The organism is Kitasatospora azatica KCTC 9699 (genome assembly GCF_000744785.1).
Taxonomy (GTDB): domain Bacteria; phylum Actinomycetota; class Actinomycetes; order Streptomycetales; family Streptomycetaceae; genus Kitasatospora; species Kitasatospora azatica.
Genome location: NZ_JQMO01000002.1, coordinates 1397330 through 1414709, shown reverse-complemented (window position 1 = coordinate 1414709; position 17380 = coordinate 1397330). Strand labels below are relative to the sequence as shown.

Annotated in this window: 13 protein-coding genes; 2 read left to right on the top strand and 11 right to left on the bottom strand. The window is 71.8% G+C overall.

What is annotated here, in order from left to right:
* Positions 1–21 precede the first annotated feature (21 nt).
* The 8 genes from BR98_RS06605 to BR98_RS06570 form a co-directional block, all read right to left on the bottom strand.
* Positions 22–642, bottom strand: coding sequence for a pyridoxamine 5'-phosphate oxidase family protein (locus BR98_RS06605; protein ID WP_035841062.1), 621 nt, complete (start codon positions 640–642; stop codon positions 22–24).
* Between the two features lie 455 nt (positions 643–1097).
* Positions 1098–2081 (bottom strand): hypothetical protein, encoded by a 984-nt coding sequence (locus BR98_RS39025; protein ID WP_035841061.1) that lies wholly within the window; start codon positions 2079–2081, stop codon positions 1098–1100.
* Positions 2078–2719 (bottom strand): RNA polymerase sigma factor, encoded by a 642-nt coding sequence (locus BR98_RS06595; RefSeq protein ID WP_035843266.1) that lies wholly within the window; start codon positions 2717–2719, stop codon positions 2078–2080. The genes BR98_RS39025 and BR98_RS06595 overlap by 4 nt, the downstream gene beginning before the upstream one ends.
* 215 nt (positions 2720–2934) lie before the next feature.
* Positions 2935–4134, bottom strand: coding sequence for an XdhC family protein (locus BR98_RS06590; protein ID WP_035841059.1), 1200 nt, complete (start codon positions 4132–4134; stop codon positions 2935–2937).
* An 88-nt stretch (positions 4135–4222) separates the two neighbouring features.
* The gene (locus tag BR98_RS06585; RefSeq protein ID WP_035841058.1) at positions 4223–5722 is read right to left on the bottom strand and encodes an NCS2 family permease; all 1500 of its coding nucleotides are present in this window, start codon (positions 5720–5722) and stop codon (positions 4223–4225) included.
* 264 nt (positions 5723–5986) lie between these two features.
* A complete protein-coding gene (pucD, locus tag BR98_RS06580) occupies positions 5987–8347 on the bottom strand; it encodes a xanthine dehydrogenase subunit D (protein ID WP_051969373.1) in 2361 nt (786 codons plus the stop codon).
* Positions 8344–8835, bottom strand: a complete 492-nt coding sequence (locus BR98_RS06575) for a (2Fe-2S)-binding protein (RefSeq protein ID WP_035841056.1) — start codon at positions 8833–8835, stop codon at positions 8344–8346. Before BR98_RS06575 ends, pucD begins: the two co-directional genes overlap by 4 nt.
* A complete protein-coding gene (locus tag BR98_RS06570; protein ID WP_035841053.1) occupies positions 8832–9722 on the bottom strand; it encodes an FAD binding domain-containing protein in 891 nt (296 codons plus the stop codon). Before BR98_RS06570 ends, BR98_RS06575 begins: the two co-directional genes overlap by 4 nt.
* A gap of 460 nt (positions 9723–10182) precedes the next feature.
* Here BR98_RS06570 and BR98_RS06565 point away from each other — a divergent pair, with 460 nt between their 5' ends.
* Complete coding sequence (locus tag BR98_RS06565; RefSeq protein ID WP_035841051.1) at positions 10183–11775, top strand: PucR family transcriptional regulator; 1593 nt, start codon at positions 10183–10185, stop codon at positions 11773–11775.
* Here BR98_RS06565 and BR98_RS06560 read toward each other — a convergent pair.
* Together BR98_RS06560 and BR98_RS06555 are read right to left on the bottom strand one after the other, a co-directional pair.
* Positions 11751–13997, bottom strand: coding sequence for an MMPL family transporter (locus BR98_RS06560; RefSeq protein WP_035841048.1), 2247 nt, complete (start codon positions 13995–13997; stop codon positions 11751–11753). The genes BR98_RS06565 and BR98_RS06560 overlap by 25 nt on opposite strands.
* Positions 13998–14103: 106 nt before the next feature.
* Positions 14104–15249: an alpha/beta hydrolase gene (locus tag BR98_RS06555; RefSeq protein WP_035841046.1), complete on the bottom strand. Its 1146-nt coding sequence runs from the start codon at positions 15247–15249 to the stop codon at positions 14104–14106.
* 295 nt (positions 15250–15544) lie between these two features.
* On the opposite strand from BR98_RS06555, the gene BR98_RS06550 reads away from it, so the two are divergent.
* Entirely contained in the window at positions 15545–16624 is a 1080-nt protein-coding gene (locus BR98_RS06550) for an ROK family glucokinase (protein WP_051969616.1), read from the top strand.
* Here BR98_RS06550 and BR98_RS06545 read toward each other — a convergent pair whose 3' ends face one another.
* The gene (locus BR98_RS06545; RefSeq protein ID WP_035841041.1) at positions 16625–17266 is read right to left on the bottom strand and encodes a phosphoribosyltransferase family protein; all 642 of its coding nucleotides are present in this window, start codon (positions 17264–17266) and stop codon (positions 16625–16627) included.
* Between the last annotated feature and the right edge of the window lie 114 nt (positions 17267–17380).

Genomic DNA, 17380 nt, shown 5'->3' with positions numbered 1-17380 from the left:
ATGCCGTCAGGTGATGGTCCGTCAGCGGACTTCGCCACTGGTCTCTTTGGCGCCGAAGTAGTCGCCGCCCTTGCGTCCTGCGTCGTCGGTGCCCCAGGCCCTGGTGCGGGGCGCCGGGATGAAGCGTGGGATGTGCTTGGCGCAGTGGATGTAGGCCTCGTCGATGTCGACCAGTACCCAGTGCTCGGCCCGCCGCCCGGGGGCGGTCTCCACCGGCAGGCCCGGTACCCGGCCGCGCAGCGTGGCGTCGTCCAGCACGCGGGCCCGGCCGTTGATGTGCAGGCCGATCACCTCGCGGACGAAGTCGACGAGCAGCAGGCCGACATGGCCGTTCTCGGTGATGTTGCCCAGGCTCGCCAGTACGCCGTTGCCGCGGTACTCCGGGTAGGCCAGGGTGCGTTCGTCGATCACGTGCAGGAAGCCGGGCGGGCCGGCCCGGAAGCTGGCGTCGCACTCGCCCCGGGTGTCGCTGGTGGCCACGAAGACCGTCTCCTGGCGGGCGACGAACTCCCGCATCCTCGGGTTGAGGTGGTCCAGCACCTGTTCCCGGTAGAAGCGTTCGGCCCGCTCGGTGCTGCCGTGGGCCTGCTGCAGGAAGTGCTCGCCGGTGGAGCCAGGACGGTGGAGCAGGTGCTTGGCCATCGGGCCTCCGAATGCTCAGGGACGTCGTGGGCGGCGACTGCGGTGGCGGATAGCCCCACTGCAGCTCCATGTCAAGGGCATGACAAGATCTCCCCCGAGCTTGCACAACTGCAGTCGAACACAATGCTGTTGGGTCGGACGGTGTTCGACCACCCACCGCACCCTACACGTAGCGCGACAGGCGGTCACCTGAAGGTGGGAGGTCGGCAGGCGGGCTGCGTCAGAACGTCCCCCAGCCGGCAGCGCGGGATTCGGCAGCCAGGGCCCGGCCCGGCCGACCCCAACCGGGCCGGGCCCAGACTGTGCCGCGCCGTGGTGGACCCGGGGGAGTCCACCACGGCGGCGGGACCGGCAACCGGACTCATGCACAGTCAGGGCTACCGGAACTCCGGTCGACGGCGTGCCCGGGGAAGCCGCCATCGGCCGGAAGATCAGGGGTGCGGATCAGCGGTCGGCTACGTTCGGTGGCCGTCCGCAGGGGAGCTCTGCACCGTGGACGGGTGCGAACGCCCGTCGTTCCCACCGCCCGAGGGTGTGGGAACCGGATCCGCCTTGGTCTTGCTCGGGTCGGCGGAGGGCGTGGGGTCGGGCTTGCCGTGGCTCGGGTTGGGGTCCGGCTTGCCCTGGCCGCCGCCGTCGGTGGCCTTGGCGGAGGCGCTCGGCGTCGCCTCGTCGGACTGCTTCTTCAGGTCCGCGCAGTACGCCCGGACCCGGTCCGAGCCGCCCGCCGCGCGCGTCAGCGGCTCGAACCGGGGATCGGTGGAGCCCTGCTGCCAGAGCTTGCAGAGCGGGAGCAGCGCGTCGGCACCGGCCGAGGGGGACCCGGGGGTGCCGTCGGCCGAGGTCCCGGGCGCCGAACTCCCGGGCGCCGGGCGCACGGCGGCGGGGCTGGTGCTGTGCGGGGTCGGCTGGCCGCCGGACGGTGCGCCGCCCCCGCCGGTGGTCGAGCCCGCGCTCATGAGTGCGGAGGCCGCGGCGTTCTCGGACGGCGTGTGCTGCGGGGAGCCGCCGAGCACCTCGGGCAGGTGCCCGGTGCCGGCCGCCACCGCGACCCCGCCCAGCGCGGTCACCGCGAAGGCGGCCACCACGGCACGGGCGCCGACGAACCGGGTGCCCGCGCGCTTGCGCGGCGCGCGAGAGCGCTGCGGTGGGCAGCTGGCCATCGGGCGGCTCCGGGTCGTCGGGGAAGGAGAGGTCGGGGCGGTGTTCAACTGGGCGGTGTTCAACTGCTGGTCGGGCGTCAGGTTGAGCCGGGCAGCCTCCCGGAACGCGGTCATGGCCGCCTCCTCCCCAGCCAGCTCGGCCTCGGTCGCAGGTGCGGCCGCGGCGGCGAGCAGGTCGGCGAGGGCCCCCTGACCGCCCTGCGCATCGACGGCGTGGCCGCTGAGCAGGTGCTCGGCGGCGGCGCGGTCGATCCGACGGGATCGGTTGGTGCTCATCTCATGTCCTTCAGCGTCGAGGCCCCCGGTTGTGTCACACCTTCGGGAGAGTTTTTCTTCGCACGGGTCGATCCCGGGCGCTGCGCGGGCACCGTGGCGGGGGCGTCCAGCAGCTTGGCCAGTCTTCGCAGGCCGCGGTGGGCGGCCATCCGCACGGTGCCGGCCCGCTTGCCGAGCACCTGGGCGGCGCTCTCCGCGTCCAGTTGCAGCACCACCCGCAGCAGCACCGCCTCGGCCTGGTCCTTGGGCAGGCCGGCGATCAGCGCCAGGGCCTGCTGGGTGCCGACGGCGGCCAGCACCGCGCCCTCGGTGTCGTCCCCGGCCGGCAGGTCGGTGAGGTACTCGACCGGCAGGTCGGCGGTCGGCCGGCGCCGTCTGGCCCGCAGGTGGTCCAGCGCCCGGTGCCGCGCGATGGTCGCGGCCCAGCCGCGGAAGCCGTCCCCGTCGCCGTGGAAGGAGTGCAGGTCGCGGGTGATCTGCAGCCAGGTCTCGGAGGCGATGTCCTCGGCGTCCGAGGCGTCGCCGCCCACCAATACCCGCAGATAGCGCAGCAGCAGGGGCTGCACCGTGCGGAACACCTGTCTGAAGGCCTCTTCGTCGCCCTCCTGGGCGGCCCGTACGGCCCGGTCCAGGTCCACGGAGGACGGCGGTGGTGCGGGCGAGGAGGGCGGGCCGGCATCATCGGCGAACCCGAACTGATCTGCGTTTTGCACTGGCACATCATCCGCTATCGGGGCGGCCGGGGTGACCACCGGGGGAAAACGAAGATCCCGCCCGAGCGAGCGGCTCGGGCGGGATCACCGGTACGGGCAGGCAGAACTCGGGTGGGACCACCGCTGCGGGCAGGCAGAACTCAGGCGGACCGGAGCCGGACCTCGGTGCTGGCGGTGGCCCGCGCCAGGTCGTGGTGGATCGGCCCGGAGCCGGCCGACAGCGGCAGGCAGCCGCCGCCGCGCCGGCTGGCGACGATCTCCGCGGCCACCGCGACCGCCGTCTCCTCGGGGGTGCGGGCGCCGAGGTCAAGGCCGATCGGCGAGCGCAGCCGGGCGATCTCCGCCTCGGTCAGGCCGACCTCGCGCAGCTTGGCGTTGCGGTCCAGGTGGGTGCGGCGCGAGCCCATCGCGCCGACGAAGCCGACCGGCAGCCGCAGCGCCCGCTCCAGCAGCGGGATGTCGAACTTGGCGTCGTGGGTCAGCACGCAGAGCACGGTGCGGCCGTCGATGGCCGCATGTCCGTCAAGCGCGGTGAGCTGGGAGTCCAGGTAGCGGTGCGGCCAGTCGACCACCACCTCGTCGGCCTCCGGGAAGCGCTTGGTGGTGGCGAAGACCGGGCGGGCGTCGCAGACCGTGACCCGGTAGCCGAGGAACTTGCCGATCCGCACCACGGCGGCGGCGAAGTCGATGGCACCGAAGACGATCATGCGCGGCTTGGGGACGTAGGACTCGACGAAGAAGGTGACTGTCTCCGCCGCCGTCGGGTCGCAGGGCCGCCCGTCCAGGGCGAGCGTCACCTTGCCGGTCCTGCCGGCGTCCAGCATCGCCCGGGCCTCGGCGACGGCCGAACGCTCGAGCGCGCCGGTGGTGGTCGGGCCACCGGGGGAGAGGCTGCCGTGGTGGGTGTCGGCGGTCACCGCGACGGTGGCGCCGAGCAGTCCGGCCGGTCCCTCGATCACCCGGGCCAGCGCCACCGGAGTGCCCGAGGCGATGTAGGTGATGCCCGCGTCGAGGCCGTCATCGGCGCCGGGGACCACCGGCTGGACGAAGACATCCAGGATCCCGCCGCAGGTCAGGCCGACCGCGAAGGCGTCCTCGTCGCTGTAGCCGAAGCGCTCCAGCACCGCCTGACCGGACTCGATCGCCTGCTGGCACAGCTCGTAGACCGCGCCCTCGACACAGCCACCGGAGACGCTGCCGACGGCCTCGCCGTCCGCGTCCACGGCCAGCGCGGCGCCGGGGTCGCGCGGGGCGCTGCCCGAGACGCCCACCACGGTGGCCACCGCGAAGGAGCGCCCGGAGGCGTGCCAGGCCTGCAACTGCTCGGCGATGTCCTGCATGTCCGCTCCTATCAAGTGCGAGGGTACGGGGCTGGGCCGGTAGAGACGAATGCCCCGGTGTGCGGCGCACACCGGGGCGGGGGTGGTGCTAGTGGACGCCGAGCCATTCCTTCACGGGTGTGAGCGCGAAGTAGACCAGGAAGACGGCGCTCAGGATCCACATCAGCGGACCCGGCTCGCGCCACTTGCCCTTGCCGGCCTTGATCACCACGTAGGAGATGACACCGGCCGCGACACCGGCGGTGATGCTGTAGGTGAACGGCATCAGCACGCAGGTCAGGAAGGCCGGGATGGCGACCTCGCGGTCCGCCCAGTCGATGTGCCGGGCCTGGCTCATCATCATCGAACCGATGACCACCAGCGCGGCCGAGGCGACCTCGACCGGCACGATGCCGGCGAGCGGGGAGAAGAAGAGCATCAGGGCGAACAGACCGCCGGTGATGGTCGAGGCGAAGCCGGTCCGGGCGCCGTCACCGACACCGGTGGCCGACTCGACGAAGACCGTCTGGCCCGAGGCGCCGACCAGGCCGCCGATCGCGCCGCCGGCACCGTCGATGAAGAGCGCCTTGGACAGACCGGGCATCCGGCCCTGCTTGTCGGCCAGACCCGCCTCGGTGCCGACGCCGATGATGGTGGCCATCGCGTCGAAGAAGCCCGCCAGCACCAGGGTGAAGACCGCGACCGTGGCGCTGATCGCGCCCAGGCCCTTGCCGCCGAAGGCGCCGAACAGGTCGACGTGGCCGACCAGGCCGAAGTCGGGGGCGGAGACCGGGCTGCCCGGCCAGGTGGGCGCGGAGCTGCCCCAGCCCTTGGCGGGGATGTGGGCGACCGCGTTGACGATCACGGCGAAGACGGTGCCGGAGGCGATACCGATCAGGATCGCGCCGCGCACGTTGCGGGCCAGCAGGACGAAGATCGTCAGCAGCGTGACCGCGAAGCAGACGACCGGCCAGCCGGTCAGCTCACCGTAGGGGCCGAGCGAGACGAGGGTGGGACCACCGCTCATCACGAAGCCGGCCTTGTGCAGGCCGATCAGGGCGACGAAGAGACCGATGCCGATGGTGATCGCATGCTTGATCGGCAGTGGTATGCCGTTCATGATCTTCTCGCGCAGTCCAGAGACCACCAGCAGCACGATCAGCAGACCGTAGATCACGCAGAGGCCGAAGGCCTGTGCCCAGGTGGTGTGCGGTACCACCAGTGCGGAGACCGCACCGGAGACCGAGAGGCCGGCGGCGACCGCCAGCGGGACGTTGCCGACCACACCCATCAGGATGGTCACCACGGCCGCGGCGAGGGCCGTCGCGGTGGTCAGCTGGGCGTGGCTCAGCTTCGCGCCGGTGACATCGGCCCCGCTCAGGATGAGCGGATTGAGCAGGACGATGTAGGCCATCGCCATGAAGGTGGTCAGACCACCGCGGATCTCGTTGCCGAAGGTCGAGCCTCTGGCGGAGATCTTGAAGTACGCATCGAGGGCGTTCTTCGGGGTGGGTGCCGCGGTCGGCGTGGGGGTGCCGGCCTGGGCGGGGCCCCTCTCATCTGGTGAAAGGGCTTCAGTGGTGCCGGTCTCCGTCGGGATCCGGGTCATGTCCACTCCCAAGGTTCAAAGGGGATTGGGGTGGGCGAGTCGACCTGGCATCCGCCAAGGGGCGGTACAGGGGGACTTGTTCGACTCACGAAGTGCACTCTGTGGTGCGTGCGGTGCGTGGGGTGGTGCGCACCGCTGCAGAGCCCCGGCGTGGGAGAGGCAGCGGGATAGTGCACTGAGGGTGGTACTGAGGGTGGTGCGCCCCGGGGCGACGGGGGAAGACGTTGTGTGACCGCCGCCCCGGGGAGGTTTTCGAAGTGTTCGTCAGAGCGTTCCGGTGAGGTGCTCGGGACGGACCGGGATGCGGTTGAGCGCGATCCCGGTGGCCTGCCGGATGGCGGCCACGATCGAGGGGGTGGCGGAGACCGTGGGTGCCTCGCCGACGCCGCGCAGCCCGTACGGGGCGTTCGGGTCGGGCAGTTCCAGGACGTCCACCGGGATCGGCGGGGTGTCCAGGATGGTCGGGATGAGGTAGTCGGTGAAGGACGCGTTGCGCACCTTGCCGTCCTTGACGATGATCTCCTCCATCACCGCCAGGCCCAGCGCCTGGGTGCAGCCACCCTGGATCTGGCCGACCACCGAGAGCGGGTTGAGCGCCTTGCCGACGTCCTGGGCGGCCGTCAGCTCGACCACCTTGACCAGGCCCAGCTCGACGTCCACGTCGACCACCGCGCGGTTGGCGCAGAAGGTGTACTGGACGTGGCCGAAGCCCTGCCCGGTCTCCTTGTCGAAGGGGACGGTCGGGCGGTGGTGGTGCTCGCGGGTCAGGTCGATCGCCTCGTCACCGAGCAGGTCGACCATCGAGACCAGCACGCCGGCCGACTCGGAGACCACCTTGCCACCGACCAGGTCGATGTCGTTCTGGGTCCAGCCGTAGCGCTGGCGGCCCTTGGTGATCAGCGCCTGCTTCACGGCCTCGGCCGCGAGCTTCACCGCGCCACCGGTCATGTAGGTCTGCCGGGAGGCGGAGGTGGAGCCGGCCGAGCCGACCTCGGTGTTGGCCGGGTGAATGGTGACCTGCTCGACGCCCAGCTCGGTGCGGGCGATCTGGGCGTGCACCGTGATGCCGCCCTGGCCGACCTCGGCCATCGCGGTGTGCACCATGGCCACCGGCTCGCCGCCGATGACCTCCAGGCGCACCCGGGCGGTCGAGTAGTCGTCGAAGCCCTCGGAGAAGCCGACGTTCTTGATGCCGACCGAGTAGCCGATGCCGCGCACGATGCCCTCGCCGTGCGAGGTGTTGGACAGCGCGCCGGGCAGCGTGCGGACGTCCAGGTTGTCCAGGTCCAGCGGCGGCGGCAGCGGCATGTCCTTGACCCGCTGCAGCAGCTCGGCGACCGGGGCCGGCGAGTCGATGACCTGGCCGGTGGGCATCGAGTCGCCCTCGGCCATGGCGTTCAGCTGGCGCAGCTCCACCGGGTCCATGCCCAGCTCGGCGGCGAGCTTGTCCATCTGGGTCTCGTAGCCGAAGCAGGCCTGCACCGCGCCGAAGCCGCGCATCGCGCCGCAGGACGGGTTGTTGCTGTACAGCGCGATCGCGTGCATCCGGGCGTTCGGGATGACGTACGGGCCGTGGCCCAGCGAGGCGGCGTTGCCGACCACCGCGGGGGAGGCGGAGGCGTAGGCGCCGCCGTCCAGCACGATCCGGGCGTCGGCGTAGACCAGCTTGCCGTCGCGGGTGGCGCCGTGCTCGTAGTACATCTTGGCCGGGTGGCGGTGCACGTGGCCGAAGAAGGACTCGTCGCGGGCGTAGACGATCTTGACCGGCTTGCCGGTGCGCTGCGCCAGCAGGCAGGCGTGGATCTGCATCGACAGGTCCTCGCGGCCACCGAAGGCGCCACCGACACCGGCCAGGGTGAGGCGGACCTTCTCCTCCGGCAGGCCGAGCACCGGGGCGATCTGCTGGCGGTCCACGTGCAGCCACTGGGTGGCCACGTAGAGGTCGATGCCGCCGTCCTCGGCGGGCACCGCCATGCCGGACTCCGGGCCCAGGAAGGCCTGGTCCTGCATGCCGACCTCGTAGGTGCCCTTGACGATCACGTCCGCGAGCGCGCGGATCTCGTCGGTGACACCGCCGCCGTGCACCAGCCGCTGCTCGTGGCAGATGTTGCCGTATCCGTGCGACTTGTACTCGTGCGGCTCGTGGACGTAGCCGTAGGTCTCCGGGTCCAGGCACTGCTCCTCGGTGACGATCGGGGTGAGCACCTCGTACTCGACCTTGATCTTCTTCACCGCGCGGCGGGCCGTCTCCGGGTGGTCGGCGGCCACGATGGCGATCGCCTCGCCGTGGTAGCGGACCTTGTCCTTGGCCAGCGCCGGCTGGTCCTGGATCTCCAGGCCGTAGAACTTCGAGCCCGGGATGTCGTCGTGGGTGAGCACGGCGTAGACGCCCGGGGTCTTGACGGCCTCGGAGATGTCCACGCTGAGGATGTTGGCCCGCGGGTGCGGCGAACGCAGCGCCATGCCCCAGAGCATGTCCTCGTGCCACAGGTCCGAGGAGTACGCGAACTCGCCCTTGACCTTCAGCGTGCCGTCCGGACGCAGCGGGGAGCCGCCGATGCCGTCCTTGGACGCCTGGTTGATGTCCTGAAGGTTCTTCTGACCCTGGATCGTGCGAGCGCTCATTCGGAGTGACCCACCTTCTGGCACTTGCGGGCGGACGCCAGCCGCACCGCGTCCATGATCTTCTCGTAGCCGGTGCAGCGGCACAGGTTGCCGCTCAGCGCCTCACGGATGTCGGTGTCGCTGGGCTGCGCGTCCTGCTCCAGCAGCGCGTCGGTCTGCACCAGCAGGCCCGGGGTGCAGAAACCGCACTGCACGGCGCCGGCGTCGATGAACGCCTGCTGGACCAGACCGAGCTCGCCGCTCTCGTCGTCGGCCAGACCCTCGACGGTGCGGACCTCGCGGTCCTGCACCTGGCCGGCCGCGACCAGACAGGAACAGACCGGCACGCCGTCCAGGTAGACGGTGCAGGAGCCGCACTCGCCCTGCTCGCAGGCGTTCTTGGAGCCCGGCAGGCCCACCCGCTCGCGCAGCACATAGAGCAGGCTCTCGCCCTCCCAGACGTCGTCCGCCTCGACCGGCTTGCCGTTGGCGGTGAAAGTGACCCTCATGCCGCGCTCCTGATCTGCTTGCTGTAGTCGTTCCAGGTCCAGGTCAGCGTGCGCCGGGCCATCACCGCGAGCGTGTGGCGGCGGTAGTCGGCGGTGCCTCGGACGTCGTCGATCGGGGAGGCGGCGGCCTTCACCAGCTCGCCGAACTTCTGGATCACCTCGGTGCCCAGCAGGTCACCGGACTCCCACAGACCGCGCTCGGCGAGCACGCCCTGCAGGTACTCCTCGGCCTCCACCGCACGGCGAGGGGTGGGCGCGGCCGAGCCGATGCCGGTGCCGACCGTGCCGTTCTTGGGGTGCAGCGCGAAGCCGAAGGCGGCCACCGCGATCACCATCGCGTTGCGGGTGCCGATCTTCGAGAACTGCTGCGGGCCGTCCGCCACCGGGATGTGCACCCGGCGGATCAGCTCGTCGTTCTCCATGGAGTTGCGCTTCACGCCGACGTAGAAGTCGTCGATGGCGATCAGCCGGGTCCCACGAGCCTGCGAGGCGACCTCGACGAAGACGTCGCGGCCGGCGGCCAGCAGCGCCGGGTGGGCGTCACCGGCGGGGGAGGCTCCGCCCAGGTTGCCGCCGACGCCGCCGCGGTTGCGGATCTGCGGCGAGCCGACGGTGTGGGCCGCCAGGGCCAGGCCCGGGAGCGGGCCGGACAGCTCGTTGATGATCCGGCTGTAGGGCACCGAGGCGCCGAGCTGGACCACATCGCTGTCGACCGACCACTCGGTCAGCTCGGTGATGCGGTTCAGGTCGAGAATCGCGGAAGGCCGGTGCACGTCGAAGTTCATCTCGACCATCACGTCCGTGCCGCCAGCGATCGGCAGCGCGGTCGGGTACTCAGCCTTCGCCGCGAGCGCCTCGTCCCAGGTAGCGGGCCGCAGGAACTCCATGCGGGTGTCTCCTCAAGTCGTCGCCGATCGAACCTTTGGGCACTGTGCCCGGAATCCGCGGGGCGTCGCCCGTTTGGCGGGCGGGGCGCGGAATTCCCAAACCTCCGGTGTTCGGACTTGCCGCCGAGGCGTTGCCGGGGCGTTGGGTCCTGGTCACCGGGGTGTGTCCGGCGGCGTGTGGCCAGTGAACCGCCGTTCGACACCTCGGAGGCAGTCACCGATGGCATGAAGCCCGTACGCCGGTGTCACCCGGCATCCTGTACGTTCCTCTAAGGGAGATGAATGCCCTGCTGAGCGGTTCCTCAGCCGCCCCTTACGACCGTAATCCGGCCGTGACGGTGAAGCGATGACCCCGTGACCCGGCCCACTGCTGATACGTAACACCGAACGCCCCGAGATCGGGCACACTGTCCCCCCGAATCTTCCTGGTCACCCCCCGTTCAGACGAAGGAGTCAGCGGATGCGCGTCCGTGACCTGCTCGCCCCCGGAGCCCCGAGACTCCGGCTGCTCGCCGCTGAGGACGAGCTCGACCGCCAGGTCAGCGGTGTCATGACCACGGACCTGCACGACCCGGGCCGCTACCTGCACGGTGGCGAGCTGGTGCTCACCGGCATGCTCTGGCGCACCTCGCCGGAGGACTCCGAGCGCTTCGTGCGAACCCTGGCGGCCGGCGGGGCGGTCGCCCTGGCGGCCGGCGAGGCGGAGGTCGGGCCGGTGCCCGAGGACCTGATCGAGGCCTGCCGCCGGCACCGGATGCCGCTGCTCGCGGTGCCCGACGACATCGCCTTCTCCACCCTGACCGAGTTCATCGGCCGGCAGGTCTCGGCCGACCGGGCCGCCGACCTCGCGGCGCTGGTCGACCGGCACCGGTTGCTGGTCTCGGCCGCCGGCGGTGGCGGCCTGGACGCGGTGCTCGACCTGCTCGGCGGTGACCTGGACCTGGACTGCTGGGTGCTCACCCCGACCGGCCGGGTGGTCGCCGGTCCCACCGAGCACCTGACCGCCGAGGACCGCGACCAGCTGGTCCGCGCCCACCTGGCCGCCCAGCGCCAGCGCCGCCGCCCGCCGCACCGGGCCCGCCTGGTCTCCGGCTCCTACTCGCTGCTGCCCGCCGCCGCCCAGCCGGAGGAGGAGACGCCGCTGGCCGACTGGGTGCTCGCGGTGGCCGGGGACGTCACCGAGTGGACGACGAAGCGTCAGCAGCTGGCCGAGAACCTGGCCAGGCTGGTCGCCGCCGAGCGGATCCGCCGCGACGAGGGGCGCCGGCTGCGCCGCCGGCTGGCCGACGAGGTGCTGACGCTGCTTCAGCGCGACGCCGACCCGGCCGAGATCAGCCGCACCCTCTACGCCTCCTCGGCGATGACCGCCCAGTACGAGGGCGCGGTGCCCACGCCGCAGGAGCCGGAGGGCTCCTGGCTGGTGCTCAGCGCCGAGGGCACCGGCCTGCCGGACGGGGTGGTGCGGGCGGTGCTGGAGGAGGCGCTGACCGACACCTCGGAGCGCGCGCTGATCGCGGGCTCGGGCACCGGGGCCGTGGTGGTGCTGCCCGCGCCGGCGACGGCCGTGCCGGCGGACGCGCTGCGCGAGCTGCTCGCCCCGCTGGAGGCCGGGCTCGGCTCGGAGGGCCGGATCACCGTCGGAGTGTCTGCGCCCGCACTGGAGGCCGGCGGCCTGCGCGGCGCGCTGGAGGAGGCGCGGCACGCGCGGCGGATCGCGGCGGCCCGGGTCGGCCGGGTCTGCGTGGCCGGTCCCGAGGAGCTGGCCTCGCACGTGCTGCTGCTCGCGGCGGTGCCGGACGAGGTGCGCCGGGCCTTCCGCAGCCGGCTGCTGGACAAGGTGATCGCCTACGACATCGAGCACCAGGCGGACCTGGTCCGCACCCTGGAGGCGTTCCTGCGCTCGGACGGCTCCTGGACGCGGTGTGCGGCTCAGCTGCACGTGCACGTGAACACGCTGCGGTACCGGATCGGCCGGATCGAGGAGCTGACCGGGCGTGACCTGTCCCGGCTGGAGGACCGGGTGGACTTCTACCTGGCGCTGGAACTGGCCTGAGCGGGCTCCGCCTCGGGGGAGCCCTCGGCGTTGATGTGCGGCAGGATCCGGTCCAGCCAGCGCGGCGTCCACCAGGCGCGGGCGCCCAGCAGGGTGAGCACCGCCGGCACCAGCAGCAGCCGCACCACCGTGGCGTCGATCAGCACGCTCACCGCCAGGCCCAGCCCCAGCATCTTGACCACGATGTTGTCGCTGACGATGAAGGCGGCGAAGACGCTGACCATGATCAGCGCGGCGCAGGTGATCACCCGGGCGGTGATCTCCAGGGCGTGCGCGACGGCGGCCTTGCTGTCCCCGGTGAGCTCCCAGAACTCGTGCACCCGGGAGAGCAGGAAGACCTCATAGTCCATGCTCAGGCCGAAGACGATGGCGAACATCATCATCGGCACGTAACTCTCGATCGGCACCTTGCCGTTGACGCCCAGGGCCGGGCCGAGCCAGCCCCACTGGAAGGCGGCCACCACCACACCGTAGGAGGCGGCGATCGACAGCAGGTTGAGCACGGCCGCCTTCACCGCGACCAGCAGGCCGCGGAAGACCACCAGGATGATCAGGAAGGCCAGCCCGACCACCACCGCGATGATCAGCGGCAGGCGGCGGGCGACGATGTCCAGGAAGTCGACCTGGGCCGCGGTGACGCCGGTGACGTAGCCGCTCGCCGCGGTGCCGGCCACCGCGCCCGGCAGCACGTGGTCCTTGAGGTTGTTGACCAGGTCGGTGGTGGCCTTGTCCTGCGGCGAGTTGGTGGAGAAGACCGTGCTGATCAGCACGTCGCCGTCCGAGGTGGTCTGCACCGGCGTGAAGCTGGACAGGTGCGGGACGCCGGTGAGCGCCTTGGTCAGATTGCCGGACAGCGCGGCGCGGTCCCCGGACGGCACCGCGCTCTGGTCCACCACCACGGTCAGCGGCCCGTTGGAGCCGGGGCCGAAGGCGGCCGACATCAGGTCGAAGGCGCGCCGGTCGGTGAAGCTGGTCGGGTCCGCGCCGTCGCCGATGTGGCCGAGCTGGATCGAGAAGAGCGGGATGGCCAGGATCGCGATCACCGCCAGCCCGCCGCTCACGAACCACCACGGTCGGCGCTCCACCCGCTGGGCGTAGCGGTGCCAGCCGCCGGTGGCCTCCCCGGTGGCGTTCTGCGGCGTCTCGGCGACCGGGGTGCGCAGGTGGTACCGGTCGATCCGGCGGCCGACCAGCCCGAGCATGGCGGGCACCAGGGTGAGCGCGCCGAGCACCGCGGTGACCACGGTGACGGCGGCGGCCACGCCGAGCTTGCTGATGAAGCTGATCCCGGAGACCGACAGGCCGGTGAGCGCGATGATCACCGTGCAGCCGGAGACCAGCACCGCCCGACCGCTGGTGGTGGCCGCCTGGCCGGCGCTGAGCACCGGGTCCACCCCGTCCATCACGTTCTGCCGGTGCCGGGTGAGCAGGAACAGCGCGTAGTCGATCCCGACGCCGAGGCCGATCATGGTGGCCAGGGTCGGCGAGACGCTGGCGAAGGTGAAGGCGGCCGCCAACAGGCCCAGGCAGCTGACTCCGGCGATCACGCTGATCAGCGCGGTGACCAGCGGCATGCCGGCGGCGATCACGCTGCCGAAGCCGATCAGCAGCACCACGATCGCCACCGCGAAGCCGATCGCCTCGCTGCTGCGGTCGTCCGCCACCGGCCGGGCCAGCTCGCCCAGCGCGCCGCCGTACTCGACCTGTACGCCGGCGCCGCGCAGGTCGGCGGTGGCGCCGTCCACCTGGTGCAGGTAACCGGTGCCCAGCGAGGTGGGGTTGGAGTCGAAGCGGACGGTGATGTAGGCGGTCCGGCCGTCGGTGGAGAGCGGTCCGGTGGTCGGGCCGGGCGGCGGCTGGGCGCCGGGCGGCACCGGGTTCTGCACCGAGATCACGTGCGGCAGCCCCTGGAGGTTGCTGACCGTCTGGCCGATCTGGGTCTCGTAGGCGGTGAGCGGCTGCCCGGCGTGCAGTACCACCTGGGAGCTGGTGCCGCCGGCGGCCGGGTCGTGCGCCTTCAGCACGTTCAGACCGCGGCCGGACTGGGTGTCCGGGAGCGAGAAGTCGTCGGAGTAGGAGCCGCCGACCTGCTGGTTGGCCACCAGCACCCCGACCAGCGCGAGCAGCCAGAGGACGATCACCGCCAGCCAGTGCCGGGCACACCATTCACCGGTACGTCGCAGCAGGCCGGGCCGGGCGGGTTCGCCTCGTCGCTTGGTCATGTCCGATCGTAGGGGCGGCCGCGGCCGGTTCCCGGCGGAGCATCGCCCGGGCGGCGGGCGAGGCCACCCGGGTGGAGCAGAAACGAAACCGGTGCTGGGCCGTCGTTCAGTGCTGGGCCGGAATGATGCCGCTCAGCCACTTGAAGACGTCCGGCACCATCGGCCGCCACAGCGACGGGGTGTGCGGCCCGGTGGTCAGCACCACGCTGACCGTGGTCGGCGACTTCGCGGCGGCGGCCAGCGCCTGGCCGTCCTCGTAGCCGTCGCCCTTGTCGCCGCTCTGGTACAGCGCGACCTTCGGCGGGGTCTGCGCGTGCTGCAGGATGTACAGCGGGTTGGCGGTCTCCTTCAGCTTCGGGTCCTTGGCGGTGAGCGCCAGGCCCTCGGCGCCCGGGTTGCTGTAGCCGGAGAGGCTGACCGCCGCGCGGTAGCGGTCGGGGTGCAGCAGCGCCATCCGGTCGGCGCAGTGTGCACCCGCCGAGTACCCCGCCACGGCCCAGCGGTCGGCGGAGGGGTCGGCCCGGAAGTTGTCCAGGATCATCTGCGGCACGTCACGCGAGAGCCAGGTGTCCGCGTTCACCTTGCCGGGCACGTCCGCGCAGCCGGTGTCGACGGTGGTGCTGATCAGCTGGGTCCGCGGCGAGACCAGGATGAACGGGGTGACCTGGCCGCTCTGCATCAGCGGCTTGAGCTGCTCGGAGACCTTCAGCGAACCGAACCAGGTCTTCGAGGAGCCGGGGAAGCCCGGGAACAGCTCGACCACCGGGAACTTCTTGTCCTTGTACGCCGGGTCGTTGTACTGCGGGGGCAGCCAGACGTTGACCTCGCCGTCCACCCCGGACAGCTGGCCCTTGACGTCGGTGGTCTGCACGTCGTTCGGTACGGCCGGGTCGTCCACGGCCTTGAACTGCTGCAGCACCTTGTTGCCCGGCTTGGCGTCGTTGCCCGGCTTCGGGCTCTGACCGGTCTGGCCGGTGTCGCCGCCGCTGGTCGGCGGGGCCGGCACGGCGCGCACGTGGCTGTCGTCACCGAGCAGGTCGCCCCAGCTGCCGTAGATCAGGTTCGCGTTGTTGACCAGCACGAACACCATGGTCACGGCCGTCGCCTGGCAGAACAGCAGCATCACCAGCCGGGCCAGCGACTGCACCGGCTTCGGCCCCTTCACCCGACCCCAGAGCAGCAGGGCCACCGCGATGGAGACCGGCACCAGGATGATCGTAAGGATCAGGAACGGCTGACCTGTCAGTTGCATCTATATCTCGTATCCGGTTGCTGACCGCCCGGACCCCGCTTGCCCGGTGCGCTATCCATGTAAGGGGGACGACATGAACGCATGGTCGGTTGCCCCCGAGCCTGGGGGAAACCTGAGAGGAAGATCACGTGTGCATGAGAATCCCCGGTGTGACCGCCCCTAGTCTGTCACCTGAGCGGGTGCACCTGATGCAGCACCCCGGCCAACACTCAGGATCCCGCCAGCCAATTCCCACCGGCTTCGGCGTATCGTCGCGGTCGTGACACAGTCCAGCGGCCGCAGTGGCCAACCTGTTCTGCCCGCCCTGCTCAGCCGCGGCTCGCGCGGGGTCGACCGGTACGGTGCCGACAAGCGCCGTCGCTCGCTGCCCGCCGGGGTGCTTCGGCTGCCCACCATCGGAATCGACATCGGCGGCACCAAGGTGGTCGCCGGGGTGGTGAACGGCGAGGGGAAGATCGTCGAGCAGCTGCGCACCGAGACCCCGCACAAGAGCAAGAGCCCCAAGGTGGTCGAGGACGTCATCGTGGAGCTGGTGCTGGAGCTGGCGGACCGTCATGACGTGCACGCGGTGGGCATCGGCGCCGCCGGCTGGGTGGACTCGGACCGCTCCCGGGTGCTCTTCGCCCCGCACCTGAACTGGCGCGACGAACCGCTGCGGGACGCGCTCAGCGCCCGGCTGAAGTTCCCCGTGGTGGTGGAGAACGACGCCAACGCGGCGGCCTGGGCCGAGTGGCGGTTCGGCGCCGGTCGCGGCGAGGACCTGCTGGCGATGATCACCCTGGGCACCGGGATCGGCGGCGCGGTGGTCCGGCACGGCTACGTGGACCGCGGGCGGTACGGGCTGGCCGGGGAGTTCGGCCACATGCAGGTGGTCCCGGGCGGGCACCGCTGCCCCTGCGGCAACCGGGGCTGCTGGGAGCAGTACTCCTCCGGCAACGCGCTGGTCCGCGAGGCCCGCGAGCTGGCCGCGGCCGAGTCGCCGGTGGCCCAGCCGCTGCTGGCCAGGGCCGGCGGCGAGGTCGCCGCGATCACCGGGCCGCTGGTCACCGAGGCCGCCCAGGAGGGCGACCCGATGGCGGTGGAGCTGCTGCACGACATCGGCACCTGGCTGGGGGTGGGCCTGGCCAATCTGGCCGCCGCCCTGGACCCCGGGCGGTTCGTGGTCGGCGGCGGTGTCTCGGCGGCGGGCGAGCTGCTGCTGGCTCCGGCCAAGGAGGCGTTCCGCCGCACCCTGACCGGCCGCGGCTTCCGCCCGGAGGCGCAGATCGTGCCGGCCGCGCTCGGCAACGAGGCCGGCCTGATCGGCGCCGCCGACCTGGCCCGGGCGGTGGCCCGGCGCTTCCGCACGGTCAAGCGCAGCCGCGCCGAGCGCTGATCAGCTCCCCGGGACCGCCGGCAGCTGATCGGCCCTCAGCAGGCCGTGGATCGGGCCGAGCGCGGGCCGCCGGCCGCCCGTCAGCTGGTCGACGATCACCGCGCAGCCGGCCCATCCCGCGCCGCACTCGCGGACCAGCTCGCGCACGGCGGCCGCCTGGCTGCCGGTCTCGATCCAGTCGTCCACCAGCAGCACCCGGTCCCGCTCGCAGAGCGCGGACCGCTGCAGGCGCAGGGTGTGGCGGGGCCTTAGGTAGTCCGAGCGACTGGGCTGCGACGTAGCGAAGGGTGGGGGCTGCCGAGGGACGAGGCGGCACCCGCCCGCAGCGGAGGAGCTGCCCACAAAGCGACAATCAACGGGCTCCGCGTCCCGGCTGAGCTTCGGCCCCGGGAGCAGCCCCGCGGCCTTGCGGACCGCGACGAAGCCCACGCCGAGTTCGATGGCGGCCGCCGCGCCGAGCAGGAAGCCGCGCGACTCCACCCCGGCCACCGCCGTGACGCCGGCCGAGCGGAACGGCTCGACCAGGGCCCGCACCGTCGCGGCCAGGGCCGGTCCGTCGCGGAAGACGGACCAGACATCGGCGTGTCCGCCGTCCCAGCGAAAGTGTTCGAGAACCGCCTTCCGTGCGTTGATCACGTTCATGCAGCGAGTGTCGCGGCTGGCCTGACGGTCCATCAACCGGTTTACGTGGTTGCATGAGCACCGTCCGTGCGCGTGTCACGACGGGCGGTGCTGGTCGGTTCGGCGAGGAGGTCG

Coding starts and splice junctions, on each gene's coding strand:
- BR98_RS06605 (WP_035841062.1), bottom strand. CDS start 642: ATGGCCAAGCACCTGCTCCACCGTCCTGGCTCCACCGGCGAGCACTTC.
- BR98_RS39025 (WP_035841061.1), bottom strand. CDS start 2,081: ATGAGCACCAACCGATCCCGTCGGATCGACCGCGCCGCCGCCGAGCAC.
- BR98_RS06590 (WP_035841059.1), bottom strand. CDS start 4,134: ATGCAGGACATCGCCGAGCAGTTGCAGGCCTGGCACGCCTCCGGGCGC.
- BR98_RS06585 (WP_035841058.1), bottom strand. CDS start 5,722: ATGACCCGGATCCCGACGGAGACCGGCACCACTGAAGCCCTTTCACCA.
- pucD (WP_051969373.1), bottom strand. CDS start 8,347: ATGAGCGCTCGCACGATCCAGGGTCAGAAGAACCTTCAGGACATCAAC.
- BR98_RS06575 (WP_035841056.1), bottom strand. CDS start 8,835: ATGAGGGTCACTTTCACCGCCAACGGCAAGCCGGTCGAGGCGGACGAC.
- BR98_RS06570 (WP_035841053.1), bottom strand. CDS start 9,722: ATGGAGTTCCTGCGGCCCGCTACCTGGGACGAGGCGCTCGCGGCGAAG.
- BR98_RS06565 (WP_035841051.1), top strand. CDS start 10,183: ATGCGCGTCCGTGACCTGCTCGCCCCCGGAGCCCCGAGACTCCGGCTG.
- BR98_RS06560 (WP_035841048.1), bottom strand. CDS start 13,997: ATGACCAAGCGACGAGGCGAACCCGCCCGGCCCGGCCTGCTGCGACGT.
- BR98_RS06555 (WP_035841046.1), bottom strand. CDS start 15,249: ATGCAACTGACAGGTCAGCCGTTCCTGATCCTTACGATCATCCTGGTG.
- BR98_RS06545 (WP_035841041.1), bottom strand. CDS start 17,266: ATGAACGTGATCAACGCACGGAAGGCGGTTCTCGAACACTTTCGCTGG.